The organism is Pseudenhygromyxa sp. WMMC2535, from assembly GCF_011083025.2.
In genome coordinates this window covers 7,424,751-7,451,421 of sequence record NZ_JABJWV010000001.1, presented here as the reverse complement: position 1 = coordinate 7,451,421, position 26,671 = coordinate 7,424,751, and the positions used below count along the sequence as shown (strand labels likewise).

The 26,671-nt window shown below is 69.0% G+C and carries 24 protein-coding genes; 12 read left to right on the top strand and 12 right to left on the bottom strand.

Features of this window, described 5'->3' with window-relative positions; all coding sequences use genetic code 11:
* The first annotated feature begins 27 nt into the window (after positions 1 to 27).
* A complete protein-coding gene (locus tag G6O69_RS28840; protein ID WP_172306695.1) occupies positions 28 to 768 on the top strand; it encodes a pyridoxine 5'-phosphate synthase in 741 nt (246 codons plus the stop codon).
* Positions 769 to 1,075: 307 nt separating this feature from the next.
* Here G6O69_RS28840 and G6O69_RS28835 read toward each other — a convergent pair whose 3' ends face one another.
* The 8 genes from G6O69_RS28835 to G6O69_RS28800 all read right to left on the bottom strand — a co-directional run bounded on the left by G6O69_RS28835 (position 1,076) and on the right by G6O69_RS28800 (position 7,342).
* Positions 1,076 to 1,414 carry a DUF6188 family protein gene (locus G6O69_RS28835; protein ID WP_172306694.1) on the bottom strand — a complete coding sequence of 113 codons (339 nt, stop codon included), beginning with the start codon at positions 1,412 to 1,414 and terminating at the stop codon, positions 1,076 to 1,078.
* 91 nt (positions 1,415 to 1,505) lie between these two features.
* Positions 1,506 to 3,224: a C45 family peptidase gene (locus tag G6O69_RS28830; RefSeq protein ID WP_172306693.1), complete on the bottom strand. Its 1,719-nt coding sequence runs from the start codon at positions 3,222 to 3,224 to the stop codon at positions 1,506 to 1,508.
* A gap of 80 nt (positions 3,225 to 3,304) precedes the next feature.
* Positions 3,305 to 3,772 (bottom strand): Mov34/MPN/PAD-1 family protein, encoded by a 468-nt coding sequence (locus G6O69_RS28825; protein ID WP_172306692.1) that lies wholly within the window; start codon positions 3,770 to 3,772, stop codon positions 3,305 to 3,307.
* Positions 3,762 to 4,820, bottom strand: a complete 1,059-nt coding sequence (locus tag G6O69_RS28820) for a cysteine synthase family protein (protein WP_172306691.1) — start codon at positions 4,818 to 4,820, stop codon at positions 3,762 to 3,764. Before G6O69_RS28820 ends, G6O69_RS28825 begins: the two co-directional genes overlap by 11 nt.
* 26 nt (positions 4,821 to 4,846) lie before the next feature.
* Entirely contained in the window at positions 4,847 to 5,119 is a 273-nt protein-coding gene (locus G6O69_RS28815) for a MoaD/ThiS family protein (protein ID WP_172306690.1), read from the bottom strand.
* Between the two features lie 48 nt (positions 5,120 to 5,167).
* Positions 5,168 to 5,953, bottom strand: coding sequence for a ThiF family adenylyltransferase (locus tag G6O69_RS28810; RefSeq protein ID WP_172306689.1), 786 nt, complete (start codon positions 5,951 to 5,953; stop codon positions 5,168 to 5,170).
* Between the two features lie 13 nt (positions 5,954 to 5,966).
* Positions 5,967 to 6,911: a cysteine synthase A gene (gene cysK / locus G6O69_RS28805; protein WP_172306688.1), complete on the bottom strand. Its 945-nt coding sequence runs from the start codon at positions 6,909 to 6,911 to the stop codon at positions 5,967 to 5,969.
* Positions 6,912 to 6,931: 20 nt separating this feature from the next.
* On the bottom strand, positions 6,932 to 7,342 hold the full coding sequence (locus G6O69_RS28800; RefSeq protein ID WP_172306687.1) for an Rrf2 family transcriptional regulator: 411 nt from the start codon (positions 7,340 to 7,342) through the stop codon (positions 6,932 to 6,934).
* Positions 7,343 to 7,528: 186 nt separating this feature from the next.
* Between G6O69_RS28800 and efp the strand changes: the two genes are divergently transcribed.
* The 10 genes from efp (at position 7,529) to G6O69_RS28750 (ending at position 19,804) form a co-directional block, all read left to right on the top strand.
* Positions 7,529 to 8,089: an elongation factor P gene (gene efp / locus G6O69_RS28795; protein WP_172306686.1), complete on the top strand. Its 561-nt coding sequence runs from the start codon at positions 7,529 to 7,531 to the stop codon at positions 8,087 to 8,089.
* Positions 8,076 to 9,137, top strand: coding sequence for an amino acid--tRNA ligase-related protein (locus tag G6O69_RS28790; RefSeq protein WP_172306685.1), 1,062 nt, complete (start codon positions 8,076 to 8,078; stop codon positions 9,135 to 9,137). The genes efp and G6O69_RS28790 overlap by 14 nt, the downstream gene beginning before the upstream one ends.
* Before the next feature lie 96 nt (positions 9,138 to 9,233).
* Complete coding sequence (locus G6O69_RS28785) at positions 9,234 to 10,058, top strand: TonB family protein (RefSeq protein ID WP_172306684.1); 825 nt, start codon at positions 9,234 to 9,236, stop codon at positions 10,056 to 10,058.
* Positions 10,059 to 10,258: 200 nt separating this feature from the next.
* Positions 10,259 to 11,845, top strand: a complete 1,587-nt coding sequence (locus G6O69_RS28780; protein WP_172306683.1) for a hypothetical protein — start codon at positions 10,259 to 10,261, stop codon at positions 11,843 to 11,845.
* Positions 11,846 to 11,944: 99 nt separating this feature from the next.
* Positions 11,945 to 12,745, top strand: coding sequence for a TonB family protein (locus G6O69_RS28775; protein ID WP_172306682.1), 801 nt, complete (start codon positions 11,945 to 11,947; stop codon positions 12,743 to 12,745).
* A 72-nt stretch (positions 12,746 to 12,817) separates the two neighbouring features.
* A complete protein-coding gene (locus G6O69_RS28770; protein ID WP_172306681.1) occupies positions 12,818 to 13,540 on the top strand; it encodes a MotA/TolQ/ExbB proton channel family protein in 723 nt (240 codons plus the stop codon).
* A gap of 20 nt (positions 13,541 to 13,560) precedes the next feature.
* On the top strand, positions 13,561 to 14,049 hold the full coding sequence (locus G6O69_RS28765; protein ID WP_172306680.1) for a biopolymer transporter ExbD: 489 nt from the start codon (positions 13,561 to 13,563) through the stop codon (positions 14,047 to 14,049).
* A 240-nt stretch (positions 14,050 to 14,289) separates the two neighbouring features.
* A complete protein-coding gene (locus tag G6O69_RS28760) occupies positions 14,290 to 14,736 on the top strand; it encodes a biopolymer transporter ExbD (RefSeq protein WP_172306679.1) in 447 nt (148 codons plus the stop codon).
* Positions 14,737 to 14,765: 29 nt separating this feature from the next.
* A complete protein-coding gene (locus tag G6O69_RS28755; RefSeq protein ID WP_255215897.1) occupies positions 14,766 to 18,773 on the top strand; it encodes a thrombospondin type 3 repeat-containing protein in 4,008 nt (1,335 codons plus the stop codon).
* A 122-nt stretch (positions 18,774 to 18,895) separates the two neighbouring features.
* The gene (locus tag G6O69_RS28750; RefSeq protein WP_172306678.1) at positions 18,896 to 19,804 is read left to right on the top strand and encodes a sucrase ferredoxin; all 909 of its coding nucleotides are present in this window, start codon (positions 18,896 to 18,898) and stop codon (positions 19,802 to 19,804) included.
* A 23-nt stretch (positions 19,805 to 19,827) separates the two neighbouring features.
* Here the strand turns inward: G6O69_RS28750 and G6O69_RS28745 are convergent, their stop codons facing one another.
* Complete coding sequence (locus tag G6O69_RS28745) at positions 19,828 to 20,763, bottom strand: GGDEF domain-containing protein (protein WP_172306677.1); 936 nt, start codon at positions 20,761 to 20,763, stop codon at positions 19,828 to 19,830.
* A 121-nt stretch (positions 20,764 to 20,884) separates the two neighbouring features.
* Here G6O69_RS28745 and G6O69_RS28740 point away from each other — a divergent pair, with 121 nt between their 5' ends.
* A complete protein-coding gene (locus G6O69_RS28740) occupies positions 20,885 to 23,974 on the top strand; it encodes a serine/threonine-protein kinase (RefSeq protein ID WP_172306676.1) in 3,090 nt (1,029 codons plus the stop codon).
* A gap of 4 nt (positions 23,975 to 23,978) precedes the next feature.
* Here the strand turns inward: G6O69_RS28740 and G6O69_RS28735 are convergent, their stop codons facing one another.
* The 3 genes from G6O69_RS28735 to tpiA all read right to left on the bottom strand — a co-directional run bounded on the left by G6O69_RS28735 (position 23,979) and on the right by tpiA (position 26,660).
* The gene (locus G6O69_RS28735) at positions 23,979 to 24,965 is read right to left on the bottom strand and encodes a helix-turn-helix domain-containing protein (RefSeq protein ID WP_172306675.1); all 987 of its coding nucleotides are present in this window, start codon (positions 24,963 to 24,965) and stop codon (positions 23,979 to 23,981) included.
* Positions 24,966 to 25,158: 193 nt separating this feature from the next.
* Positions 25,159 to 25,860 (bottom strand): preprotein translocase subunit SecG, encoded by a 702-nt coding sequence (gene secG, locus G6O69_RS28730; RefSeq protein WP_172306674.1) that lies wholly within the window; start codon positions 25,858 to 25,860, stop codon positions 25,159 to 25,161.
* A complete protein-coding gene (gene tpiA, locus G6O69_RS28725) occupies positions 25,857 to 26,660 on the bottom strand; it encodes a triose-phosphate isomerase (RefSeq protein WP_172306673.1) in 804 nt (267 codons plus the stop codon). The genes secG and tpiA overlap by 4 nt, the downstream gene beginning before the upstream one ends.
* Between the last annotated feature and the right edge of the window lie 11 nt (positions 26,661 to 26,671).

Genomic DNA, 26,671 nt, shown 5'->3' with positions numbered 1-26,671 from the left:
AGCAGCATTGGAAGGGAGCGAGTGTCGATGGTTCGTCTCAGCGTCAACGTCAACAAGGTTGCGACCCTGCGCAACGCCCGAGGGGGCGCCGTCCCCAGCCTGGTCGATGCTTGCCGGGTCTGCGTCGAGGCCGGCGCGCCGGGCATCACGATCCACCCGCGCGAGGACGAGCGCCACATCACCGCCGCCGACATCGGCGTCGTCCATGAATTCCTCGCGCCATACCGCGATCGCGTCGAGTTCAACATCGAGGGTGACCCTCGCCCCGCGCTCATGGATCGCGTCGTCGAGCTGTGCCCCGATCAGTGCACCTTGGTCCCCGTGCGACCCGGCGAGATCACCAGCGAGGCCGGCTGGCGCCCCCAGCAAGACCGCGATCGCCTCGTGCCAGTGATCGAGCGCCTCGCGGCCGCGGGGATCCGCGTGAGCCTCTTCGTCGAGGCCGAGGTCGCCGCCATCGAGTGGGCCGCGGCGCTCGGGGCCGACCGCGTCGAGCTCTACACCGAGCCCTACGCCCGCGCCTGGGCCCAGGGAGAAGCTGAAGGAAGGCGCAGCTTCGAGGTCTACGCCGCCGCGGCCGAGCGCGCCCACGCCCTCGGCTTGGGCATCAACGCCGGCCACGACCTCGACCTCGACAACCTGCGCCTGTTCGCATCGCTGCCGCACCTCGACGAGGTCTCGATCGGCCACGCGCTGATGTCCCGGGCGCTCTTCGTCGGCCTCGAGACCGTCGTCCACGAGTACCTGGCGCTCCTCCAGGAGTCCTAGCGCCCCCACACGACCCTTCCGAGCTCCCACGGTGTCAGTGAAGGCGTCTTGCGGACGTGCCGAGCTTCGAACTCCCACAACCAAGCACTCGGATCTGGCTCCGACGGCATCGGCGGCACGCAGAAATCAGTCCTCGTCCCCCAACCAGAGGATGCCGACACGCTCATCGTCGGCGGCAAGGATTCCCATGTCGAAGCTGTTGTCTAGCAGGGCCGCGCCGCTGGACGTGTACGTGGCGTTGGTCTGGTTCCTGGATGGACACCTCTGTCGTGAGCCATCGGGAGATCGCCGGCGGGGCTGCCCATTGTCAGACGACGATAGTGCCACCCTTCCAGGAGATGTTGTACGACTCGAACTCCTTGTTCGCGTCTAGCAGAGTCAGCTCCCCGAGACGATCAAACACGAGGCGAACACTCCCGTCGCCGCCATGCTCGTGACTGCGTATCGAGCATCCTACAAAGGGTGACAGCGCTTGTGCTTGCGCGGGCAGGGGAGTCCGAGTGCCGTCAATCTCGCAGTCGCACTCCAATGTGATCTCCACCCCCTCGTCGAAGACGAGACGCATCTGATAGTCGTCCCCCGCAATTGCTTGAAGGTTCCGGCCAACCAGGAAGGCAAGGTCAGTGTCGATACTCAGGCCGTGCATGTTCAGGACTTCATGGCTCCGCGACAAAGCCGGACGGGACCACGGGCTCACGTCGTCGAAGCGATCGAGTGCGTCGGGTGTGTCCGGGTTCTCAGCCCCCGAGCTCTTCGATGATCCCCTTGACCCGCTCCTGGTCGCGCTGGCGCCCAGGCACGAGCTCGAGGTAGCGCCGGTAGTGCACCTTGGCCTCATCGGGGTCGTCGAGTTCGCGCTCGATGTCGCCGAGCAGGCGGTGAAGTTCGCCGACGTCGGGGGCGAGAGCGAGGGCGACCTTGGCCGCGGCCAGGGCCTCGCGCGGGCGGCCGAGGCCGAGGAGCTCACGGGCGTAGTCGATGCCCTCGAGAGCTTCTTCGTAGTCGCGGTACTCCTCGGAGTAGAGCAAGCGATCGGCGCTGAACTCCGCCAGGGCGGCGGGGCGCTTGCCCTGGCGCGCGAGCAGGTGGCGCAGGTCGAAGGCGCGGTAGCGGCCGAGGGTGGAGGGGCCCTCGGCGACCCACAGGACCATGGAGGTCGCGTCGATGACGACCGAGGAGGTGGTGTGCAGGTTCTCGAGGGCGTTGCGGTTGCCGAGGCCGAGCTCGACGTTGTCGAGGCCGCGACGGTCGCGGAGGATGGCGACGGCGTCCTCTGGCTGGAAGTTGCCGGGGCTGGCGAGCAGCTCTCCGAGGCGGTCGAAGCGATAGCCGCTCGAGGTGGTCCTGCGGATGCGCTCGTTGTGGGCGTCGGCCTCGAAGACCTCGCGGATCATGTGATCGGTGGCCCACACGGCCTGCTCGTCGTCGCCGCGCAGGACTCGGGCGTCCTCGGTGCCGGCGCGCGGCCCGGCCTCGAGGATCACGGCCTTGCGCTGGACGCCGTCGCCGATCAGCACGACGCCGGCGGTGCGCAGCTCGGCCTCCTCGATGATCTCGACGGCCTGCTCGAGGGTGTCGGCCTCCTCGAGCACGGTGCGCAGGACCAGGGGCAAGGGCAGGGCGTTGGCCTCGCGGGGATCGTCGGTGCGCGCGGGGTTGGCCGCGACGACGATCCCGCGGGCGTTGATCCCCGTGACCACGCCGATCAGCCCCGCCCAGCCGACCGAGACGAAGGGGTACTTGCCGTCGGGGTAGTAGAAGCTGACGGTGCGATCGACCTCGAAGTCCGGGCCGAAGTCGACGCTCAAGGTCCGCCCGACGATCAGGTTACCGGCCTCGACCCCCGAGGCGCTGGCCCGCGGGGTGACGGCGAACATGCTGCCCTCGATGAACACGTCTTGCAGGCGCTGGGTGAGGTCGAAGAAGCACTGGTAGAGCAGCAGGCGGTGGTAGGGCTCGAGCTCGCCGGTGTCGTCGCTGGGCAGGGCCGCGGCCAGGGCCGAGAGCTCGTGGCGCGCGGGGGAGGGCAGGGCCGCGTCGGCGCCGCGATAGTCCCAGCGCAGCAGCATCAGCTCGGCCCAGCTCTCGATCACGCCGCGGTAGCGCCCGTCGAGGGTCGCGTCGACGCGGCGATCGATGTTGCGAAACAGGCGGCCGGCGAGGCGACCATGAGCGTCGCCGATCTCCTCGGGGGAGCCCTCGAGGTGGAGCACCCACAGGCCGCCGCGGCGCGCCAGCCACGAGCGCCCATAGCTGACCTGGCGCCCGGTCTCGTCGACCTCGAGGTCGTGCTCGCGGACGTCGAGCTCGAGGGGATCGAGGTCCGTGTAGCCGACGTAGCCCGAGTAGAGCAGGGCCAGGAGCACGGCGAAGGTCCCGCCGACGATCGCCAGCACGCGAAAGAGCGCGAACACGCTGCGGGCTTCTCGCTCCTGGCTGTGATAGAGCCGAGGCACGGCGCAAAGGTATACAGCAGCCGAGCGCCAGCGCCCACGGCCCAGTCATCACCCCAGAGCTCATCGCTGCCCGGCGCGTGTCAGTCGCCGGAGAAGCGGGCGATCTGCTGGAATTGATCGCCGACGCGGCGAAAGAGCAGGGCCTCGACCACGCGATCGTCCTGGGCGTCGACCACGAGGTAGTCCACGGGCCAGCCGGCGCTGAGCGCCGCGCGGGCGTCCTCGTCGGAGAAGTAGGCGCCGACGCGCGGGTGCGAGTGGTAGACGATGGTCGTCGGCCGCGGCGAGTCGAAGCTCTCGGCCATGCGGCGCAGGTCCTTGCCGCCAAAGGTGTAGGCGGTCTCGGCGGTGCGCGGGTAGGTCTCGGGATCGACGCCGTGGTAGCGGTCCTGCCAGTTCTCGCAGGCGACGAGCTGTGTGTCCTCGCCCTGGCCGATCAAGAAGCCGCAGCACTCCTTGGGGAACTCGTCCCGGGCCTGGCGATAGATCGCCTCGAGGATGGCCCGGGGGATCTCGACCTCGGCAGACTCGGCGGACTCACCAGACATAATGCTTCTCCCACTCCAGCGGCACGAAGTAGCGGTCGCCGCGGTCACACAGCGTGGTGACCACGACCCCGGGCTCGCCGGCCTCGGCGAGCTGCTTGCCCACGCGCAAGGCCGCGGCGACGTTGCCCCCGGAGGAGTGACCGACGAACAGGCCCTCGACCTCGGCGAGGCGCTCGGCCATGTCCCAGCCCTCCTCGGTGGGCATCCAGATCGTCTCGTCGAGCACCGACGCGTCGTAGATCTCGGGGACCAGGCTGCTCGGCAGGTGCTTGAGGCCCTCGAGGCCGTGCATGCCGTCGTCGGGTTGCATGGCGATGCAGCGCACGGGCTGACCGTTGGTCGCGTTGGGGCCGACGCTGCGCAGGCGCCTGGAGGTGCCGACGACGGTGCCGCTGGTCCCGATGCCGGTCACGAAGTGCGTGATGCGGCCCTGGGTCTGCTTCCAGATCTCGACCCCCGTGCCGTGAAAGTGCGCCGCCGGGTTGCTGAGGTTCGCGTACTGGTTTGGGTAGTAGTAGCGATCGGGATCGGCCTCGACGAGCTCGCGGGCGAGGACGATCGCGCCGTCGCTGCCCTCCATGGGATCCGAGAAGATCAGCTCCGTGCCGTAGGCCCGGGTGATCTGCTTGCGCGGGGCCGAGACGTTCTCGGGCATCACCAAGGTCACCGGCACCCCGAGGGCGGCGCCGACCATGGAGTAGGCGATGCCGGTGTTCCCGCTGGTGCTGTCGATCAGCCGCTTGCCCGCGAGGTCACCGCGGGCGAGGGCGTCACGGATGATCCGCAAGGCGGGGCGATCCTTGACGGAGCCGGCCGGGTTGCAAAACTCGCACTTGGCCCACAGCTCGACGCCGGGGCAGTCGCGCTCGATGTGGTGCAGCCGGACCAGCGGCGTGTTGCCGACGAGATCGGTGATCTGGTCGACACGCGTGGGTCGCTCGCCGAGCGCGAGGCTCAGCTGCTCGTCTGCGCGCGGGCCTGATTCGCTCGCTCCGCCGGCTCCGCCCGAGCCAAGCGCTGCGCCGATTGGTGGTAGCTGCGCCGCCATGCTGATCAGTCTTGGCTCGATCAGGCTCAGCCGCCAGCGATCGCCGGGATGATGCTGATCTCGTCCGAGTCTTTGACCGCGGTGTCGAGGCCCTGAAGGAAGCGGATGTCCTCGTCGGCGACGAAGATGTTGACGAAGCGGCGGACCTCGCCCTTGTCGTCGCGGATGCGCTCGCCGATGCCGCTGTGGGCCGCGTCGAGGTTGTCGAGGAGCTCGCGGACGTTCGCGCCGGCGATCGCTACCTCCTCCTTGCCCTCGGTGTACTTGCGTAGGGGAGTGGGAATGCGGACGGTTGCCATGGTTGCTGATGTCTCCTGAGTGTGGGGTCGAGCGGGTTGTGGAGCCGACTACGACGGTCTGCGCTGCGGCGTTGCGGCCTTGCAGCCAGGGCAGTCGTCGCGCGCCTCGGGAGCGAGGCGGCGCACGCGGCCGGTGAGAAGGTCGAGATCATGCAGGGCGCCGGCGGGGCTGTCTCCTGCCTCATCGAGCAGGCCGACGGCCAGGCTGGCCATGAGGTGACCGATGGCCCCCGCGGCGGCGCCGATCACCCCGACCGTGGCGCAGGCCGGGGCCAGCTCGCGGGGCGGCGGCGCTTCGAAGAGGCAGCGGTAGCAGGCCCGGCCGCCCGCGCCTGTGGTGCGGGGATCCACGGCCATGGCCTGGCCGCGCCAGGCGATCACCCCGCCGATCACCACGGGCAGCTGGGCGGCGAGGCAGGCGTCGTGGACGGCGAACTTGAGGGCGGGGCTGTCGCTGCACTCGAGCACCACGGCGCGCTCGCTGGCGATGGCCTCGGCCACGGGTTGGTTGGCGGTGTTCGGGCTCGGCTCGCCCGCAGCGGCCGCGCGCAGCTGGGCGCGCAGGCGCTGGGGATCGCTGGGATCGAGGCGCGCGCGCCAGCCCACGAAGTCTTCGCGGCTCGCGGACGCGCCCGCGGCCCAGCGCGCGGCGTCGACCTTGGCCACGCCGAGATCGGGGACGCCGTAGAGGACCTGGCGCTGGAGGTTGCTGAGCTCGACGAGGTCGTGATCGATCACCGTCAGCCGGCGAGCTCCGGCCGCGCGCAGACCGAGCAGGGCAGGGCAGCCGAGGCCACCCGCACCGACGATCACGAAGCGCACGTCCTCGAGCATCTCAGCGGCCCTCTCAGGGATCTTCGAAGTAGGCGTCGAGGCTGAAGTAGCGCTCGCCGGTGTCGCAGAGCACCGTGACCACGTTCTTGCCGGGCCCGAGCTCGCGCGCGAGTTCGACCGCCGCGCACATCGAGGCGCCGGCGGAGATGCCGACGAGCAGCCCCTCTTCTTGGGCGAGGCGCTGGCGCATCACCCAGGCGTCGCGGTCGTAGATCCGCGCCACGCGATCGAAGATCTCGGTGTCGAGGACCTTGGGCACGAAGCCCGCGCCGATGCCCTGGATCTTGTGCGGGCCGGGGTCTTCACCGGAGAGCACGGCGCTCGAGTCGGGCTCGACGGCGACGATGGTGATCTCGGGGTTGTACTCGCGCAGGACCTTGCCCACGCCGGAGACCGTGCCGCCGGTGCCGACCCCGGCGACGAAGCCGTCGATGCTCAGCCCGGCCATCTGCTCGAGGATCTCGGGCCCGGTGCTGGCCACGTGGGTCGCGGGGTTGGCCGGGTTCTCGAACTGCTGAAGCATGAAGTGGTCTGGCTTGCGACACAGCTCGCGGGCCAGGGACACCGCGCCCTCCATGGTCCGATCTTCGGGGGTCAGCACGATCTCGGCGCCGTAGGCCTTGAGCAGGTTGCGGCGCTCGAGGCTCATGCTCTCGGGCATGGTCAGGAGCAGGCGGTAGCCCTTGACCGCGCACACGAGGGCGAGGCCGATGCCCGTGTTGCCGGAGGTGGGCTCGACGAGGGTGCTGCGTCCAGGGATGATCGTGCCCGCGCGCTCGGCCGCCTCGATCATCGCCAGGGCGATGCGGTCCTTGACCGAGCCGCCGGGGTTCATCATTTCGCACTTCCCCCAGATCGCCGCAGCGCGCTCGCGGTCGGGGGCGACGCGGTTGATGCGGACCAGCGGGGTCTTGCCGATCAGTCCGAGGATGTCGTCGACGAGGTGGGGGCGCTGCATGGTGGGACGGTAGCCGAAGCTCAGATCACATAGTCGGCGGCTTGCCGGCGGTAGCGCTCACGCGCCTCGCCGATCAGCTGCTCCAGGTTGAGCGCGCCGACTGCGGATTCGAAGCGCTTGTCCACGGAGCGCTCGACCAGACGCGTGATCTCGTCACGGGGTTCCCCCGTGTTGCTGTTGTTGGTCGTGGACAAGACGTCGATGACATCGGCGATGGCGATCTCTTCTGCGGGCTTTGCGAGCCTGTAGCCGCCTCGCGGCCCCCTTTTCCCCACGACGAACCCGGCTTTTCGGAGCTCACCAATTATTTCTTCGAGATATCGCGAAGGAATTGCCTGCTGCTCGGCGATCACGTGGGCACTCGCATAGCCCCTGTACGCTACATGACACAGTGCTCGCAGGCCATATCGGACTTTCGTGGATAGACGCATCTTTACCCGGCCACCTTCGCTAGAAAGATAGCCAGACCATGCCACGAGACTGGGTCGATTGCGACACTTTTTGACCGTTACGGCCAAAAAAATCCTGTTCCGCCCAGAAAAATGCATGGAGGCGCAGGGGGCGTGAGGATCGACCGCTTGACACCCCTTGGGGGCGAGGGATACGAGCGGGCGCCGATGGACGTCTCCGACCTCAAGAAGAACGTCAAGCTGGAGATCGACGGTCAGCCCTGGGTGGTGACCGAGTACCAGTTCGTCAAACCCGGTAAGGGCCAGGGCCTCTACAAGTGCAAGATCAAGAACATGATCACCGGCGCCGTGGTCGATCGGACCTGGCGCTCTGGTGAGAAGCTCGAGTCGGCCAACGTCGAGTCTCGCACTTACCAGTACCTGTACCCCGCCGCGGACGCCTTCACCTTCATGGACAGCGCGACCTACGAGCAGGTCGAGCTCCAGGCTGACCTGGTGGGAGACGACGCCCGCTTTTTGATGGACAACCTCGAGGTCGACATCCTGTTTTACAACGGGCGGCCCGTGGGCGTGACCCTGCCGAGCCACGTGGTCATGGAAGTCGCGGCGTGCGAGCCCGGGGTCAAGGGCGACACCGCGACTGGCGCGACCAAGGGCGCGACCATGCAGACCGGCTACGAGGTCCAGGTCCCGCTCTTCATCAAGGTTGGCGACACGCTCAAGATCGACACGCGCACCGGCGCCTACGTCGAGCGTGTCAACCAGTAGCCAGACCGCTGGTGACGACCCGCGCGCGCTGCCCTGGGCGCTGCGGGTCGCGCTCTGGGACGCGGCCCTGGCGGCCGTGCGTACCCAGCTCCGGGGGGGAGGGCTGCTCGAGGTGAGCACGCCCTGTCGCGTGCGCGCCGTCGCCCTCGAGCCGTGGATCGAGCCGATCCCGGCGGGGCGCGACGCACGGGGTGGACAGCGCTGGTTGGCGACGAGCCCCGAGCTGTCGATGAAGCAGCTCCTCGCTCGCGGGGCGCCCTCGATCTTTCAGATCGCCCACGTGTTCCGGGCGGCCGAGGTTGGAGCGCGCCACAGCGAAGAGTTCCATCTGATCGAGTGGTACCGGGTGTCCGCCGATCTCCCGGCGATCATGGCCGATGTCGAGGCCGTGGTCGCTGCGGTGTTTGCGGCCGTCGAGCCGATCCTGGCGCGCGCAGGCCTCGCGCCGGGGCTCGCTCCCAAACGCTGGCGCGAGGTCAGCCTGGTCGAGCGCATGGGGGAGTCCCTCGGCTGCCAGCTGCGCGGCGACGAAGCTGCGGAGGCTCTCCTCCCGCACCTGCGCCGTGTAAGGGCTGACCTGGGTATGCGGTTGGCCGAGGGTGACGGCGCTCCTGGCGATGACGAACTCGGCCCCCTCGAGGCTTGGACGGAGCTGTTCAGCCTGTTGTCGGCCCGCGACCTCGATCCTTGGCTGGCGCAGCTCGGCGCGCAGGGGGAGGGCGTCCATGTCGTCGCGTTCCCGGCGGCGCTCGCGGCTTTGTCGGAGCGAGAGGGGGCGACGGCCGCTCGTTTCGAAAGCCACGCCTTGGGCGTGGAGCTGGCCAATGGCTACCGCGAGCTACGCGAGGCCGGAGAGCAGCGCCGGCGCTTCGAGGCCGTCGCCGAGCTCCGGGCGCGCCACGATCTCGCGCCGCTCCCGATGCCAGAGGCCTTCCTCGCCGAGGTCGACGCGCTCCCGCCCTGCGCAGGGGTGGCCTTGGGCCTCGATCGTCTGCTCGCCCTCGCGTGCGGGCGAGCTCGCCTCGATCAGGTCTCGATCTCGAGCTGATCAGGCTCGAGCTGATCGGGCTCGAGCTGATCGGGCCGCTCGTCACCTTCGGCCTGCTCGCCGCGCTCGCGTGGTCACGCTTGGGAGGGCGCGCTGATGTTCGCCGCGAACCTCGACCTCGACGCTGGGGCCAGGGAACGAGCGCAGCGCTTGGTGCTCTCGGGTCTGGCCGTCGTCGCAGCGAGCATGGGGACGCTCGCGGGGATCTGGAGCCTCGAGCAGCTCGCCATCGATCGCGTGGGTCCGCCCGAGCGGCGCATCGAGATCGCGCAGCTCAGCTTCTTGCCGCCGCCCCCGACGAAGGAGGCGCCAGCTGCCCCCGCGCACGAGCCCCGAGCCGACACCCCGGCGCCCGCAGCTGCCCCCGCGCCGCGTCGGGTCGATGAGGAGGAACCTCGCAGCGAACCCGTGGCCAGCGACTCGACTGCGGCGCTCGGCGCCTCTTCGCCAGAGGCGGAGCGATCTTCGGGGATCCCCGACGCTCTCGGCGGCGTGGGGCAGGGTTGTCCAGGGGGCGTTTGTTCACCGATCGATCGCGGGATCTCGCCGCCGAGGGGCACCTGCGTGGGCCCCAACTGCGCGCGAGCGCCAGGGGGGGAGCGCAAGGGTCCAGGCGCGCCCCTGGCCGTGGGCTTTTCGGCCCTGAACTGTCTCAGCTGCCCCGATCCGAGCGAGTCGGCGCTACGCAAGACCGCCGCAGGTGTTCGGCGCCGAGGGGGGCGGATCGTCACGCACTTTTGCGTCGATCCGCGTGGGCGAGTGGAGCCCGAGAGCGTGCGGATCGAGCGGAGCTTCGGGGAGGACGAGGTCGATCGCATCGTCACGAAGACGGTCTCTGGCTGGCGTTTTTCTCCAATGCGCGTCGATGCAGCGCCGCGGCGCGCGTGCAGCGAGACCACCTTCGAGATCCGTTTTCGATGACCAAGGTGACGTCGATTCGACCAAGGCGGGCTGCGAAGGCGCCCGCACGGACGGCGCCCCGCGCCTCGCAAAGCCGCAGCTTTCTCCAGTGGATCGCGTCCCTAGGCTATCTGGAGCCGATCTGTCGGGTGAGGCAGGGTAGTCTCGGGGCGCAGGTTCGTCTTGATTCCTGGGGCCATACCGGTACACTGGCGCCCTCCATGCGTCGCCAGCTCGCTCTCCTCGCCGCGATCTCCATGGCCCTGGGCCTGACCGCGTGTACGAAGATCAAGTCGCGCGATCTCATCCGCGAGGGCAACCAGCTGTATCGGGACGCCCAGTTCGAGGACGCCATCGCCAAATACAACGAGTCTCTCGAGCTCGAGCCCGGCGGGGTCACGGTTCAATGGAACCGGGCGATGGCCGCCGAGAGCATCGTCCTCGCGCTCAAGGACGCCACCAACGAAGAGGCCATCGCCAAGCGCAAGGAGTACGCAACCTTGGCGCTCGAGGCCCTCGACGCGTGGAACGAGACCCGCGACAAGCCGGTCGGCGTCGATGAGCAGCCGGCCTGCGCCAAGCCCAAGGTCGAAGAAGAAGAGGCGCCCGCCGAGGGTGAGGACGCCGAGGGTGAGGCCGCCGAAGGCGAGGCCGAGAAGCCCAATACCGACCCCGAAGCCGCCGCCTACCGTGAGCACCGCCTGGCGCTCCTGGGCGCCGACGCGCGCTGCGACGATCTGATCGAGCACTGGCGCCAGATGCATCTGGCCTGCCCGCAAAACGAAGATCTGTACATGACGATCGCGCAGACCTTCGACGACATCTGCGGCAAGCCAGAGAAGGCCGAGGAGTGGTACGTCAAGCGCACCGAGGACTTCCCGGAGAGCGCGAAGGCCTGGTACACCCTCGCAACACGGCGCTTCTCGCCGCTCTTTCCGGACGCCGAGTCGGGCATGCCCTTCAACGCGGCCGTCGACGCCGACAGGCGCATCGAGATCGCCGACGAGGTCATCAAGATGCTCGAGAAGGCCACGGCCCTCGAGCCCAAGTACCGCGACCCCTACGTGTGGCGGTCCATGGCCTACACGCAGAAGTCTCTCGCGCGCGAGTACATCGAGCCGCCCGAGACCACCGAGGACGCGATCCTGGCGATCCTCGCCCGCCGTGATCTGATGCTCGCGTGGCGCGAGACCAAGGCGGTCTGCGACATCGACAAGATCCCCGAGTGCCCGGCGAACCCCGAACCCGGCGCGCTCTTCCAGGAGCTCGAGGCGGATCCGACCTCGTGGATGGAACGCGAGCTCACGATCATCGGCCACGTGATCGACGAGACCGTCAAAGAGGTCGACGCCGACAACCACGTCTGGGACCTCGACATCGAGGTCGAGTACGAGCCGCCGCTTCCCGATGGCGAGGAGCCGCCGCCTCCTCCTCCGACCGAGGTCGAGGGCGAAGAGCCCCCGCCGCTCCCCAAGAAGATCGTCTCCATCCGCTACACCTTCCTCAAGCCCGCCGTGGCCGAAGGGGAGGAGGCCCCGGACATCAGCGAGGCCGTACTCGCGCAGGTCGATCTGTGGAAGCGCATGAAGTACACGACCTTCACGGGCTTCATCAGCGTCGACGGTGATGATCTCGTGTTGAAGTCGGACCAGAAGCAGGTGGTTGCCTGCTGTCCTGAGGCGCCGCTGACGCCTGAGGCGGAGAAGTCCGACGCAGATCACCTCGAGGAGCTCTACGCCCAGAAGAAGGCCGAGGAGGACGCCGCGTCCGCCGAGGGCGACAAGGGCAAGAAGGGGAAGCGCAAGTGAAGGTGACCGGACTTCACGCGCCGTGCGGAGTGAAAGCCGCTGCCCGCGCTCAGTCGTTGCTCACCGTGCACGGCTGAGCCGCAGCGAAAGGACTTACCGATGGCGTTCGAGCACTACCTGTCGACAACCGAGATCAACCCACGGCGCATCAAGCTGCTCATGGCTGCGGCAGTCGTGGCAGTCACGGGCACCTTCGCCATGATCTTCTTCATGTGGGTCGCGGGGAAGATGAGCATCGCCCGGGTCGATCCGCCGACCATCGATTTCATCATCGTCCAGATGACGGCCGAAGAGCCGCCTCCGCCACCTCCTCCTCCGCCGCCCCCCGCTGGCAACCAGATGGAAGATGACGTGGAAGAGGAAGAGGACATCCCCGAGGAGGAAGAGGTCCTCGAGGAGATCGTCCAGCCGGACGACAAGCCCAAGGACATCCCCGACAAGAAAACGGGTGGGGGAGGCGTGCCCAAGGGCGTGCCCGGCGGTGTCCCTGGCGGCGTGCCCGGCGGTGTCCCTGGTGGCGTGCCCGGTGGTGTCCCCGGCGGAATCCCCGGCGGCGCGGGCATCTCGACCAAGCCGACCGAGAGCAAGTCGGTCGCCAAGAAGCCTCTGGCTGCGGTCATGTCGCAGGCGGTTTACTCGCCCGACCCCGACCAAAAGCAGCTCCAGCAGACCAAGGCCGCGCGCTTCGACAAGCGCGATGGCACCAACAAGACTTCGTTTTGCGTCGACACCTCAGGCAAGGTCGTGGACGTCAAGACCAAGAAAAAATTCCCCGGTGACCCTCAGGTCGACCAGATCATCCGCGACACCATCAAGAAGTGGCGCTTCAAGCCCTTCGTTGTCGGTGGTAAGCCGGTGAAGACCTGCACCGAGCGTACCTTCAGCATCAAGTTCAAGTGATCGGCGAGGGGCCGTCGCCAAGCGACGAGCCCCTGCCTTGAACAACCGGAACGAACCCCGAGAGAGACCCCGATGGAAACCCTGCTCCTGCTCGCCGAAGAGGCCCCGACCTTCACCCTGTCCGGCATGTGGGCCCAGATGGGCATATTCGCCAAGCTGGTCCTGATCTTCTTGTTGGTCCAGTTTGTCATCACGTCGATCATGGCCGTCGAACGGGGCGTCGTGTTCGCCATCGCCAAGCGCCAGAGCATCAACTACATCATGTTGCTGCGGAACTTCCTCAACGAGCGCAAGCTCGATGACTCGGTCGCGGCGGTCAAGCAACACCACTACAGCCCCATCGCCAAGGTCGTGGGATCGGGCATGGACGAGTACCTCCAGGGTCTCGAGGCGCTCCAGGAAGAGGGCCCCGACGACGTCGGCGACTTCGACCTCGTCGACGCCGTCAACCGTCAGATGGAGCGCTCCAAGGAGCGCGAGACGGCCAACCTCAAGCGCGGGTTGGCGCTGATCGCCACCACGGGTTCGACCGCCCCCTTCGTCGGCCTCCTCGGCACCGTCGTCGGTATCATCAACTCCTTCCAGGGCTTGTCCTCCGATGGCGGCGGCGGGCTCTCCTCGGTCGCCGGCGGCATCTCCGAGGCCCTCGTGGCCACGGCGGTCGGCCTCCTGGTCGCCATCCCCGCGGTCATGGCCTTCAACTACTTCAACGCGCGGGTCGAGGGCTTCCAGATCGACATGAACGATGTCGCCAGCGAAGTCATCAACTACGTGCTCAAGGAAGGCCGGTACTGAGCTAATCGCTGGGTGAACTCATGAGTACCCAAGCCCACACCGGCCGGCGGACCCGCCGGATCCCGTACAAGAGCGACCACGGGGGCGTCCACGCCTCCGGGCCCCAGAGCAGCATCAACGTCACCCCGCTGGTCGACGTCTGTCTGGTGCTGCTGATCATCTTCATGGTCGTCACGCCGATGCTGGGCCGCGGAAAAGACGTTCAGCTCCCGACGCTGGTCGAGGCGGACCAGCACAAGGAAGGCGACCAGGTCTTCATCTCGGTCGACGACGAGGGTGTCTGGGTCAACCAAGACCCCTACACGCAGCGCAAGGACTTCATCGAGGCCCTGCAAAGCGAGATCTCGATGGCCGAGGGCAAGGCCGCGGCCAGCGGCTACACTGGCCCGATCCTGTTCCTGAAGGGCGACAAGAGCACGAACTACGGTCGTGTGAGGGTCGTCATGGAGTGGATTCAGGAGGCCAACGTCCAGAACATCGCCCTCGTGGTCGATGTTGGCGAGGGCTGAGCTTCGGCCTCGAAGTCCAGCCCCATCGTTCCAGTCCTCGAACGGCGCCGCGGGGGTCCTCGGCGCCGTTTACGTAAAAAATCGAGCACCCACCCCGGGACCAGGCCGGGCGCGCTCGGGACCCCATCCAAGCACCCCACCTCGGGGCTCGTAAGCCTGGCCGAATTCCGTTATTCTGCGCCCTCGAATCGGGCGTAAGCTCAGCACCCACGGCGCGTTGCGCCTCAGGAGACCAAGCCAATGGGCATGGACGCAGGCGGGTCGAAAGGCGGCCCAAGCAGTGAAATCAACGTGACCCCACTGGTCGACGTTTGCCTGGTGTTGCTCATCATCTTCATGGTGATGACGCCGAAGACCGTGCCAGAGATCTCCGTGCGGGTGCCGCCGGAGAGCAAGAAGAAGCAGCCCAAGTCGAACAACAAGGACACCTTGGTGATCGGCCTGGACACGAACGGTGCGCTGTCACTCAACGGCACCCAGATCAACAGCGAAGACGAGCTCGGTGACTTGATCTCCAGCCGCCTCCAGGGGCGGGAGGAGAAGGTCGTCTTCATCGACTTCAACGACGACGCCAACTACGGCAAGGCGGTCGAGATCCTCGACCTCGCCAAGCGCAACGGCGCCGTCGTCCTTGGCATCATGAAAAAGAGGAACCAGCCAATCCCGGATACCCTGATCGGGATCTGAGATCGGCTGGTCATAGAGGAATGCAGAACATGTCCAACCTCGAATCGCGCAAGCTCGTGAACGCCCCCATTGGCTCGCTCGCATCTACAGCGGCCCTGGGCGCCGTGGTTGCCGCCGCGTTGATGTCGACCGGGTGCATCTCGGACACCGACTGTGGCATCTGCGATCCCGACAAACTGGTGCTCGAGAGCATCAGCGGGGTCAACTACGCCAACACGAAGGTGCACCGCCTCACCGACGGGGTCAGCTCTGGCAAGTACTTCATCGAGGACATCGTCGACTGTCCCGAGACGGAGGAGGCCCAGGAGTCCGACCGCGGCGCGGAGGAGTACTGCAAGATCTCGCCGCTCGTCGCCTGGAGCGGGCTCGAGTTCGTGTTCAACAACCTGCTCGACGCGACCAGCGTCGAGCTGGTGCGCAAGGATCCGAGCAGCCCGCAGCTCTTCGAGGTCTACGACTGGCGCTCGCAGATCGCCCACATCGAGGGGCCGATCACCCGCTACAACGGCGACTACCTGGCGGAGTCCGGTGACGACCCCGACGAGGTCAACCGGCTGATCAACCTGACCTGCGTCGAGAACCTGCGCGCCCAGGGCACGGACTTCAACCACGAGGTCCTCGACGACGATCCGCTGATCTGCAACGGCTTCCAGGACGTCGGCGGCGAGACCTTGCCCCTGCGCATGCAGGCCGAGGGCATCACCAAGTCCTACACCGGCGAGACCGACTGGCGCACGGCCAGCTGCGCGGCCCCGGACGAAGGCCCCGACACCTGCTGCACCGTCTGCGACTACGAGCTCTCGGTCAACGTCGCCAAGTACGGCGTCGACGCCAACGGCTCGAAGCTGACCCCGGTCAACGCGCTGACCTGCGACCCCAGCGGCAACATCTACGAGGAGTGCGCGGGCTTCGTCACCGACGTCAACCGCGACATGGAGCCGCTGCGCTACCTCTACGACTTCGGCGGTGAGATCATCGAGCGGCGCCTGCCGCTGGCCGACAAGGTCCGCGAGACGCACCCGGACCTCCGCCCCGCGGGCATCGAGCCCGATGGGCTGCCCTGTCAGAGCAACTCCGACTGCGAGGGCAGCACCGGCATCGGCGACGACCCGGGCGCGGTCTGCATCGGCACCAACGCCGAGGGCAACTCCTGTGACGCCGACACCGCTGGCTGCATGGATCTGCACTGCAAGTCCGAGTGGTTCGTGACCTGCAACGCCGAGGATAACCTCGGCGGGGGCGGGTACTGCGTCGACAAGCGCTTCAAGGACAAGGGCGCCGGCGCGTGCTACCGCGCCACCGCGCCCTTCCTGTCTTGCGACCCCGAGGACGGCAGCTGCGTCGAGTGGGGCGCTGGCGACCGCCTCGCCCAGTGCGACGCCGGCGAGAACCCCAACGGGACGCTGACCGCGGAAGAGTGCTGCCAGGAGAGCCTGGGGAGCACCGACGGCGGCCCCTGTGACCCGCTCTTCCAGCCCAACGTCACGCCCATCGGTCGCTTCGACCGTGACCGCACGCTGCCCGAGGAGACCCGCAGCTGCTACTGCGGCGACCCGGCCGGCCAGGCCGACTACTGCGCCGACCAGATCGAGCAGTTCTGCACCGCGCCCTGGGGCAACCTGACGCGCCACGACGGGACCAGCAACGAGGACGCCTACATCACGCGCTTCGTGACCAAGGCCGGCGGCGTGGTCTACGACCCCGCGCTCAAGGGCGTGCTCTACCTCCCCGCGGACCGCGGCAACCAGACCCGCGCGCTCGTCGAGGAGTGCGCGGACACGGCGAGCAGCCCCAACCTGATCGGCGGGCTCAACGTCCAGGACGGCTGGCGCATGCACGACGGCCGCTTCAACGAGACCTACGAGAACTTCGACCGCGGCATGTGCTCCGGCTCGGAGTACCGCGTGGTGTTCTCCTCCGAGGGCCAGCGTCTGCGCGACAAGGTCGGCAACTACCTCGCCGACGACAAGCTCAGCTACGTGTTCGAGACGCCGGAGTTCCACGTCATCCCGGGCACCGGCTTCCCCACGGACAACCTGCGCATCGGCGCCTGCGACGACTTCGAGATCCAGCTCTCGAACAAGTACGACCTCTCGCCCGAGAACACGCAGAAGATCGCGCTGGTCCAGATCGGTCGCAAGGCCGGCGGCGAGGACTCCGTGGGTGAGTCCTGCGAGACCAGCATGCTCCCCGAGTGCTGGGAGGAGCAGCACGTCGTGGCTGGTGGCCCCAACTGCACCACCGATCCGCTCGAGGTCGACGAGTCCACGCCGCCGTGCATGGAGGTCGACGTCAGCGAGCAGCGCCAAGGTGAGGTCCGGGTCGTCGTCGACTCGGTCCGCTTCGGCACCCAGCTGGTCTCGACGGACACCGAGTTCGACTCGCTCGGCCGCGAGGCGACCGGGCGCTACCGCTTCAGGGTCCCCGGCCTCGAGGACGTCGAGCGCTTCGAGGATCTCGACCTCAGCAACCCCGAGGATCTGGCCAAGTACAACGCGGCCTTCCACGACGTCTGCGGCATGCCGCTGATCACCTCCGGTGGTCAGGGCTACACGGACTTCTACTACGACTTCAACATCGACCCTCCCAAGTGCAAGGAGGACACCGATGGTGACGGGGTCCAGCTGTCCTGCGACAACGCGCGGGACTTCTACAACCCCTACCAGGAGGACCAGGACCTCGACGGCTTCGGCGACGTCATGGACCTGTGCCCGCTGACCTCGGGCTCGAGCAACACCTCCGACTCCGACAAGGACGGCGTCGGCAACAACTGCGACACCTGTCGTCAGACGTCCGACAAGTACAACCTGGAGTCGGCGATGGTCGACGATCCGCGGCTGTGGGTGCGCAACATCCCCTCGCAGGCGGACTTCGACCAGGACGGCATCGGCGACGTCTGCGACAACTGCATCGTCGACGCCAACTGTGGCGTGTTCGGCCCCGAGAACCCGCACAGCGTGGGTGTCGAGACCGAGTGGGAGAACTCCAGCGTCTGCCAGCAGGACGCCAACTCCGACATGATCGGTGACTCCTGCGTCAACCCGGACGACCCCGACGGCAAGTTCTTCGAGCACGCGGCCGGCCCCGTCGGCTTCGCGCCCGAGGACGACTTCGACCAGGACGGCCTCGCCAACGTGGACGACTTCTGTCCGCGTCAGCCGGTCTCGGCCACGCCCACGGCGTGCACCGACGACACCGAGTGTGGTGACGGCTCGACCTGCGCCGACTCTGGCTACTGCAACCACGTCGACTCCGACGGCGACCAGGTCGGTGACATCTGCGACACCTGCCCCTTCGACGCCAATCCCATGCAGGTGACCGACGGCGGCATGCAGGTCGACGACGAGGACGGCGACTTCGTCGGTGCCTCCTGTGAGACCAACAGCGCCTGTGAAGACCTCAAGGACCCGCGGCCCTTCGCTTTCATGGAGGTCTCGGTCAACGGTCTGTGCTGCGTCAACGCCTACCCCGGCGATGGCCAGTACGTGATGGGCGAGGACGGCAGCTGGGACTGCGAGGGTCTGTGTGACCCCGACGGCTTCCCGGTTCAGATCGACTGCGCCGACGAGGCGGAGATCGGCGAGGACGTCCCCGACGGGAGCAAGTGCCGCTCGCTGCCCAACGCCGTGGCTTCGGAGCCCGGCATCGTGGACCTCCCCCCCGGCTGCGAGGACGCGCTCGCCGACGCTGGGCTGTGCGCCCCGCAGGGCGAGGATGACCCCAACTGCACGCCCGACATGGCCAACCAGCGCCTGGGCCTGACCGACATCGACGACCCGGACGAGCTGTGGGGCAAGATGTGCTTCTTGCCGCAGTGGGACCAGGACTTCGACGGTATCGGCGACGCCTGCGACCTGTGCCCCTTCAACTACGACCCCTTCAACGAGACCTACGTGGACGAGAACACGGGCAAGCGCTGGGATAACGTTGGCAAGTACTGCGCCGGCGTCTACGCCCCCGACGCTGTCTGCGCGGCCGAGGAAGAGGAAGAGTCGACGGACACCGGCACGGACACCGGCGACACCACGGACGGCTGAGCGACGCGCCCCGAGGGGCACGCTCACCTCCGAGAGGCCCGCCCTGGCTCGCGCCAGCGGCGGGCTTCTTCTTTTGGGGGCGCTTGCTTGCGTCCGGCGAGGGGTCTCGACATGCTGCCCCCATGACGCGAGCGCTCCCCTTGGCCGAACAGGGCTACTGCCGGAACCTCGCCCTCGACGAGGCGCTGGCCGGGACGGCGCCAGCGGGCGTCCGGCGGTGGATCCTGATCGAGGATGGGCGCCCCTGGGGGGCCCGCCCGCCGGCCGACAGCCAGCTCCCTGCGGCGGTGCAGGCGTGGATCCTCGAGCGCAGCGCGCGTCCGGGGACCCGCGTGGTGTTGATCCGCAAGCCCGGCCAGAGCACGGGCGCGCGGCGCAAGGTCTTCCTTGTCGAGGCTGGGGAGGACCCCGCCGCGCGCAGCCTCCTGAGCGCCGAGCTCGAGCTCGGCGAGCTGGCCAGCCTCGACGACGAGCAGCTGCTCGCGCGCATGCGCCCTCTAGACGGCCTGCTGTGGCTGGTCTGCACCCACGGCGCGCGCGATCGCTGCTGCGCCAAGTGGGGGCTGCCGCTGTGGTCGGCCATGGCCGCCCAGGATCCCGAAAATGTCTGGCAAAGCGCCCACCTCGGCGGCCACCGCTTCGCGCCCATGGCCCTCGCGCTGCCCTTGGGGGCGCTATGGGGACGACTCGAGCTCGACGAGGTCCCGGGCCTGATGGCTGGCGTGGCCGCGGGATCCCTGGCCCCGCTCGAGCGGCTCCGGGGACGCTGCGTGCACTCGACCCCCGCCCAGGCTGCGGAGTGCCTGCTGCGTCTCGCCGAGGGCCTGGATGGAGACGCGCAGCTGCGTCTGCGCGAGCAGCTCGCGGCCGACGAGGACGGCCGACACCTGGTCCGCTTCAGCGACGCGAGCGGTGCGGAGCGCTCGATCCGTATCGTCCAGCGCGAGGATCCGACGCTCGTCACCCCAGGTAGCTGCGGCGACGAGCCAGCGATCCGCTCGCGCTGGATTGTCGACTCGTGCGCGATGTAGTCGCGCGAGAGCGGCTGCCGAGCTCACTCGGCGACGATCTGATTGCGCCCGGCGTGCTTGGCTCGATACAGGCGCTGGTCCGCGAGCTCGATCAGCTGAGCAGGCGACTGCATCGCAGGATCCCAATAGGCCACCCCAGCGGAGATCGTCACGGGGATGTGGTGGCCCTCGAATTCGAAGCGCTGGGCCTGGATCACGCCGCGCAGGTGCTCGGCGAAGCGAGCCGGCCCGGGCGGGGAGAGCCGGCGGATGATCAGCGCGAACTCTTCGCCGCCATAGCGGGCGACGAAGTCCCCATCGCGGAGGTTGTCGCCGAGCACGGTGCCGACCTGCTTGAGCACGTAGTCCCCGGCTCGGTGGCCATAGGTGTCGTTGCAGCGCTTGAAGTGGTCGATGTCGAGGAGCATCAACGCGAGCGGCTCCGCGACCCGGGCGGCCTTGGCGATCGACGAGGAGATCGAGCTGTCGAAGGTCGGCCGGTTGTGGACGCCGGTCAGGGCGTCGAAGTGGGTCATCGAGTAGAGGTGCTCGTGGTAGACGGCCTCGATGTTGTCGCGGCTGATGAACTTGAACAGCGTGTTGCCGATGGCGATCTTGTCGCCATCGTCGAGATACTTGCTGGTGACGGCGCTGTCGTTGACGAAGGTCCCGTTGGTCGAGCAGAGATCGAAGATCCGCACACCGGCGCCGTCGGGGCTGATCTTGGCGTGGCTGCGCGAGACCAGGCCGTCGTCGAGGAACACGCCCGCCTGAGGGTCTCGGCCGACGATCAGCTCCTGTTCGAGATCGAACTTGTGCCCGAAGAGCGGGCCCTTGATGACGACCAGGCAAGCCGCCCGCGCCCGCATCGGCGCGATGGCTCCGTCGCCGGCGTCGGGCACCGTCTTGTTGAGGCTGGGGGCGGTGGTGCGGTGCCCTGGATCGCGCTTGTCGAGCGAGTCTGGTGGACCGCCACTCATCGCGGCAACAGTACCAGGATGGCCACCTCGCGCGTGCACAGGCCCTCGAGAATTCACCACGAAGGCGGCAGGGGTGCCGTGCCACGCGCTCGCGCGGTGCCCGTGCTACCGTCGGCCGGCGATGGCCGACGAGTCCAGCGAGGCCACCTGGCCGGGCGGGCAGGCAAAGGGGCGCGTTCCGCCGGCGAACTCGCTAGCCCTCGACCAGACTCGGGCGGCAGGGGAGGCCTCGCACCTCGCGGATCCGCTGGGCGCGACGCAAGACTCGGAGGCGGGACGAGGGATCGGGGGGATCGGGGAGGTTCGTGAGGGCAGGGGCGGCGCGCTCGGGGAGGAGCGGCCGGGCGACTTGAGCCTGAGCATCCCGCCGAAGATCGGTCGTTACGTGATCCTGCGCCGGCTGGGCGCGGGGGCCATGGGGGTGGTGCTCGTCGCCTACGACCCCGAGCTCGACCGCAAGCTGGCGATCAAGCTGATCCACCCCAAGGTCTCGAGCCGCGAGCAGGCCCGCGTCCGCATGCTCCGCGAGGCCAAGGGGCTGGCCCGGGTCTCGCACCCCAACGTGGTCCAGGTCTACGACGCAGGCACGGTGGACGGCCAGCTCTTCATCGCCATGGAGCTCATCGACGGCCGGCCGCTCTCGCGCTGGCAGGCCGCTGACGGCCGCAGCGTCGACGAGCTCCTCGCGGCCTACATCGAGGCGGGGGAGGGCCTCGTGGCGGCCCACGCCGCGGGCCTGGTCCACCGTGACTTCAAGCCGGACAATGTGCTGATCGACGGCCAGGGGCGCGCGCGCGTCCTCGACTTTGGCCTGGTCCGGGCGATCGGCAAGCTGATCGAGGGGGCCCCGCCAGGCGCCGAGCCGAGCATCGAGCTCGACCTCGAGGGCGTCGGTCTCGAGCTCGCTCTCGATACTCCGCGGGGCGGAGCGGCGCAGGGCGACGCGCTGACCGTGGACTCCGCGCTCACGCACGGCGGGGCGATCATGGGGACGCCCGCCTACATGTCTCCCGAGCAGTGGCGCGGCGAGGAGGTCGACGCGCGCAGCGATCAGTTCAGCTTCTGCGTCGCCCTGTGGGAGGCGCTCTTTGGCGAGCGGCCCTTTGCTGGGCGCGGCCCCATGGAGCTGGCCACGGCGGTCTGCACCGGACAGCGCCGGGATCCGGTCGACGCCCGGCAGGTCCCGCGAGCGCTGCGGGCGGCCCTCGAGCGCGGGCTGAGCGTCGATCCGGGAGAGCGCTTCTCGAGCATGGATGCGCTCATCGCCGCGCTCTCCCGCGACGACTGGACCAAGCGCAGCACGCCCCTGGCGATCGCCGCCGTGTTGGTCTTTGGCCTGCTGGCCTGGGGGCGGAGCGGGGGATCGGCCACGATGGGGGTGCAAGCGCCGATCTGCCCCGACGCCGGGGCCAGCGTCGGGGTGGTCTGGGGCGCGAGTCAGCGCGAGGCGGTGCGCGAGCGCTTCGCCGCCAGCGGCCTGCCCAACGCGGCCCCGGCCGGCGCGCGGGTCGAGGCTGGCCTCGACGACTACGCGCAGCGCTGGCGGGCCGCGGCCGAGGAGGCCTGCGCGGCCACGCGGATCCGCGGCGAGCAGTCGGAGGAGATCTACGCCGCGCAGTGGCGCTGCCTCCAGCACAGGCGCATGGAGCTGGGCGCGCTCGCCGAGGCGCTCGGACATGCCCAGACCGAGGGCGCGCAGGGCCTCGAGCGGGCGCTCTCGGCGGTCGAGGGCCTGCCGAGCTTGCAGACCTGCGACGCAGAGCAGGTCCTCGATGGCGGCCTCTCGGTGCCTGACGACGAGGCCCTCGCGCACCGCGTCGAGGCTGCCAGGGCCGAGCTCGCGCGGGCCCGAGCCTTGCTCGACACGGGTCGCTACGCCGAGGCCGAGGCCAAGCTCGAGGCCCTGCGCACCGAGCTCGAGGCCCTCGGCTTCGCGCCTGCGCTCGTCGAGGTCGAGGTCGTTCATGGCCTGCTGCAGCTGCGCCTGGATCACCTCGACGACGCCGATCTCGAGCTGCGCGAGGTCTTCTTCACCGCGCTCGCCCTCGGCGAGGACATCCAGGCCCTGCGCGCCGCGGTCTCGCTGGCGAAGCTCGAGGGCAGCCGCGGGCGCCCCGAGTTCGCCGAGCTGTGGGCGGAGCAGGCCAGGTCGCTGCTCGAGCGTCATGGCCAGCACGATGGTGGCCTGGCTGCGGACATCGCCGACATCATGAGCTGGAACGCCTTCGTCCGTCGGGACTTCGCGGGCGCCGAGGTCCTGGCGACGCGCGGCCTCGCGGAGCTCGACGCGGCGGGCCTCGACGCGCCCATGCGGCGCCTGGATCTCCACCTCGACGTCGGCGTGGCGGCCTACGAGCGCGGCGACCTCGGCCTGGCCGAGCGCAGCTTCGAGCGCGCCCTCGAGCTGGCCAGCGAGACCGTCGGCCGCGACAACGCCAGGGCGACGGGCCCGATGAACAACCTGGCCTTCACCCGCCTGGCCCAAGGCGAGGCCGAGCGCGCCCGAGACCTGCTGCGCGAGGCCGTGGGCGCCCGTGAGCGGGAGCTCGGCCCACGCCACGCGCTCGTCGGCATCGCGCTGAGCAACCTCGCCGACGTGGAGATCGAGCTGGGGGAGGGGGAGGCGGCCCTGTCGGCGGCGGCTCGCGGCGCGCGGATCCTCGCCGAGAGCCGCGGGCCGGACAGCGACGTCGCCTTGCTCGCGCGCCAGCGCGTCGGCCAGGCTCAGGGCCTGATCGGCGCCCACGCCGAGGCCGCGGTGACCTTGCTCGAGGTCCGCGAGCGGACCGGCCTCGACCCCGCGGCCGATCCCGCGCTGATCGCCGAGCTCGACGCCCTGCTGGCGGTGAGCTTCGCCAACGCGGGGGAGCAGGCGCGCTCGCAGGCCGCCCTGGCGCGGGCCCTCTCGGCCTGTGGGGCGCGGGAGCTCGGCCTCGTCGCTGGCTACGCCAGGCAGGCCGGGCAGCCCGAGCTCGCCGAGGCCCTGCTCGCCCGCCTCGAAGCGCTCGTCGTGACTCCCGAGGGCGCGCCCGAGGACAACTTCTCGCGCCGCCGCCTGGCTCGCGCCCGCATGCTCCACGCCGAGCTGATCGCCAGCCGCGATCCTGCGGCCGCGCGCGCCCTCCTGGACGCCGTCGACGCGGCCGACTTCGCCGGGGCCCCGGCGCTCTCGCGCGACCTCGAGCGGCTGCGCGCGAGCGTCCGAGACTGAGCGCTCAGCTGGCGCGTAGATCCGTGAGCCCGAACTTCTCGAGCTTGCGGCGCAGGGCGTGGCGGGTGATGCCGAGCAGCTCGGCCGCGCGGACGACTCGGCCCTCGGACAGGGCCAGGGCCATGCGCAGCGCCTCGATCTCGATCTCGCGCAGCGAGGAGCCGGGCAGGCGGACGACGAGCTCGCCCTTGCGGGCCTCGCTGATCGGGCTCGCGCTGTGCAGCGAGGGGAAGTCCGCGGCCGTGACCCAGTCTCCGCTGGCGCGGAGCACCGCCTGCTCGACGAGCAGCCCGAGCTCGCGGACGTTGCCCGGGAAGTCGTGCTCTTCGAGCTTCGACAGCGCCTGGCTGGACAGACCGCGGATCCCCTTGTCGTAGCGACGCGAGGCCTCGGCCGCGAACTCGCGGGCGAGGGCGGCGATGTCGTCCCCGCGCACGCGCAGGGGAGGGACCTGGAGCGTGGCCGAGGCCGCGCGGCCGAGGAGCTTGGCGTGGCCAGGGGAGCTGCCGCGCAGCTCCTCCGGCGTGCGTCGGCTGATGAGGATCAGCGCGCAGACCAGCTCGATGCCCTGGGCCGCGAGCAGCTCCGTGAGCACCTCGAGGGTCGCCGCGTCAGCGCGCTCGGCGTGGCGCAGCACGATCGTCCCGGGGATCGTCGCCCGCGGCTCCCGCTCGCGCAGGGCAGCGCGGACGACCTCGAGCTGCGCGCCGACGCGGGCGTCGAGGGCGTCGAGAACGAGCAAAGGCCGGCCGGAGCGCGCGCCGCACTCGTGCATCCAGCGGGCCAGGCGGAGGCGCCCGGTCCCCGTCTCTCCGTGGATCAAGGCGACAGCCGCTCCCTCGTGGCCGAGCCGAGTCGCCCGCGCGCGCAGGCGATCGATGGCAGCCGAGCGGCCGGTGAACCAGTCTTTGGCCGCTTCATTCGAAGGCTCGCCACGGACCGGCTGGAAAGCCGTGGATTCGAATTCAATCTGCGCTAGCTCAATACTCATGTCCTTGCCTCCTCCCGCGCGGTGGCAGGTCTATATTCGTATCAATAAATCATGACCAAAGTACGGCGAATTTGGGCAATGTAGCCCGATTGATCCAATGAACATATTTGGGTGCTTCGAAACGCGAGAGGGGACGGCCCAAAGACCGTCCCCTCTCGCGTTTCGATGCCCGTTTGGGGCACCTTTTGATCGATCAGCCAGTGACCTCGGCAGGCGAGTCCTCGGCGTCCTCATCGACCTTTTCTGGAGTATTCTTTAGGCTTGAATCGCCACCTTGGGGCGAATCACCACGATCGGATTCGGGAGAATCGCCACGCGAAGCCGGCTCGCCGGCTTCCTCGCTGGCGGGCGTGGGCGCGGGGGCGTCCATGGCCGGGTCGAGATCGCCTGCCTGCTCGGCGGGGGCCTCCCCCTCGACCGCCTCGGCGCCCTCGACCGCGTCGGCTTGCTCGACGGCCGCCGCACCCTCGACCGCCTCGACCGCTGCGGGGTCGAGCTCGCTCTGGGCGGGGACCGACACGCTCGCGGCGGCTTGGAGCTGACGGCCCTCCTCCGGTGTGGGGAGCGAGAGGGGGGACGGCCCGAGGCGCTCGGGATCGATCTCCTGGTCGTCCTCGAAGGCGCCCTCGCTGCCCTGGTCCTCCCCCTCGAGGAAGTCCGAGCCGGCGTGGGCGCTGTCGTAGGCCAGGTACATCGCGGTGATCATGAAGGCCGCCGCGAAGCCCTGGGTGGCCTTGGCCATGAAGTCGGCCCCGCCACCGCCACCGAAGACGCCCTGGCTGGCGCCGCCACCGAGGGCCGAGCCGAGCCCGCCGCCCTTGCCGGACTGCAGGAGGATCGACAGCACCATGACGAGTGCGACGATCACGAAGATGATGGTGATGAAAGTGGTCATGAGCCGGAGTTCGCCGCAGCATGCGCTGCAGCGGCGGAGACGATATCCAGGAGGGAGCGCGCGTCAAGCGAGGCGCCCCCGACGAGGAAGCCGTCGATGTCGCCAGCGGCGAGCAGATCGGCGGCGTTGTTGGGCTTGACGCTACCACCGTAGAGCACGGACCTGTCAGCGCCGAGGCCGGCCGAGGCCAGCCAGGAGCGGATGACGCCGTGCATCGCGCTGGCCTGCTCGGGGGTGGCGGTGCGGCCGGTGCCGATGGCCCAGATGGGCTCGTAGGCGACGACGACGCGGGCGCGCATGGCGGGGTCCTGGATGCCCCCGAGCGCGGCAGAAAGCTGTGAAATTACAACGGCTTCATGCTCACCTTCGTCGCGCTGGGCGAGGGTTTCGCCGACGCACAGGACGACGTCGAGGTCGCCCGCGAGGGCCGCGTGGACCTTGGCGGCGACCAGCGTATCGTGATCGCCGAAATGGGCGCGGCGCTCGGAGTGACCGATGATCGCGGCGCGGACCCCGGCCTCACGGAGCATGGCCGGGCCGACCTCGCCGGTGAACGCGCCGCTCTCCTGGGCGGCCACGTCCTGGGCGAGCAGGCGCAGCTGGATGGCGGCCTCGCCGGTGTAGGGGGCGACCGTGTCGAGGGTCAAAAAGGTCGGCGCGACGCCCACGCGCAGGCGCTCGTCCTGAACCTCCCCGCGGGCCGCGCTCAGCCCCTCGGCGATCGCCGCCGCGAGGTTGCGCGCCGGCTCGCGCAGCAGGTTTTGCTTCCAGTTTCCCAACACCCAGGTCGTTCGTGCCATCGCGTCTCGTC

Excerpts from the sequence above, each read along its gene's own strand:
- G6O69_RS28840 (WP_172306695.1), top strand. The coding sequence starts at position 28 with ATGGTTCGTCTCAGCGTCAACGTCAACAAGGTTGCGACCCTGCGCAAC.
- G6O69_RS28835 (WP_172306694.1), bottom strand. The coding sequence starts at position 1,414 with ATGCACGGCCTGAGTATCGACACTGACCTTGCCTTCCTGGTTGGCCGG.
- G6O69_RS28825 (WP_172306692.1), bottom strand. The coding sequence starts at position 3,772 with ATGTCTGGTGAGTCCGCCGAGTCTGCCGAGGTCGAGATCCCCCGGGCC.
- G6O69_RS28820 (WP_172306691.1), bottom strand. The coding sequence starts at position 4,820 with ATGGCGGCGCAGCTACCACCAATCGGCGCAGCGCTTGGCTCGGGCGGA.
- G6O69_RS28815 (WP_172306690.1), bottom strand. The coding sequence starts at position 5,119 with ATGGCAACCGTCCGCATTCCCACTCCCCTACGCAAGTACACCGAGGGC.
- G6O69_RS28810 (WP_172306689.1), bottom strand. The coding sequence starts at position 5,953 with ATGCTCGAGGACGTGCGCTTCGTGATCGTCGGTGCGGGTGGCCTCGGC.
- cysK (WP_172306688.1), bottom strand. The coding sequence starts at position 6,911 with ATGCAGCGCCCCCACCTCGTCGACGACATCCTCGGACTGATCGGCAAG.
- G6O69_RS28800 (WP_172306687.1), bottom strand. The coding sequence starts at position 7,342 with ATGCGTCTATCCACGAAAGTCCGATATGGCCTGCGAGCACTGTGTCAT.
- efp (WP_172306686.1), top strand. The coding sequence starts at position 7,529 with ATGGACGTCTCCGACCTCAAGAAGAACGTCAAGCTGGAGATCGACGGT.
- G6O69_RS28785 (WP_172306684.1), top strand. The coding sequence starts at position 9,234 with ATGTTCGCCGCGAACCTCGACCTCGACGCTGGGGCCAGGGAACGAGCG.
- G6O69_RS28780 (WP_172306683.1), top strand. The coding sequence starts at position 10,259 with ATGCGTCGCCAGCTCGCTCTCCTCGCCGCGATCTCCATGGCCCTGGGC.
- G6O69_RS28775 (WP_172306682.1), top strand. The coding sequence starts at position 11,945 with ATGGCGTTCGAGCACTACCTGTCGACAACCGAGATCAACCCACGGCGC.
- G6O69_RS28770 (WP_172306681.1), top strand. The coding sequence starts at position 12,818 with ATGGAAACCCTGCTCCTGCTCGCCGAAGAGGCCCCGACCTTCACCCTG.
- G6O69_RS28765 (WP_172306680.1), top strand. The coding sequence starts at position 13,561 with ATGAGTACCCAAGCCCACACCGGCCGGCGGACCCGCCGGATCCCGTAC.
- G6O69_RS28760 (WP_172306679.1), top strand. The coding sequence starts at position 14,290 with ATGGGCATGGACGCAGGCGGGTCGAAAGGCGGCCCAAGCAGTGAAATC.
- G6O69_RS28755 (WP_255215897.1), top strand. The coding sequence starts at position 14,766 with ATGTCCAACCTCGAATCGCGCAAGCTCGTGAACGCCCCCATTGGCTCG.
- G6O69_RS28750 (WP_172306678.1), top strand. The coding sequence starts at position 18,896 with ATGACGCGAGCGCTCCCCTTGGCCGAACAGGGCTACTGCCGGAACCTC.
- G6O69_RS28745 (WP_172306677.1), bottom strand. The coding sequence starts at position 20,763 with ATGAGTGGCGGTCCACCAGACTCGCTCGACAAGCGCGATCCAGGGCAC.
- G6O69_RS28740 (WP_172306676.1), top strand. The coding sequence starts at position 20,885 with ATGGCCGACGAGTCCAGCGAGGCCACCTGGCCGGGCGGGCAGGCAAAG.
- G6O69_RS28735 (WP_172306675.1), bottom strand. The coding sequence starts at position 24,965 with ATGAGTATTGAGCTAGCGCAGATTGAATTCGAATCCACGGCTTTCCAG.
- secG (WP_172306674.1), bottom strand. The coding sequence starts at position 25,860 with ATGACCACTTTCATCACCATCATCTTCGTGATCGTCGCACTCGTCATG.
- tpiA (WP_172306673.1), bottom strand. The coding sequence starts at position 26,660 with ATGGCACGAACGACCTGGGTGTTGGGAAACTGGAAGCAAAACCTGCTG.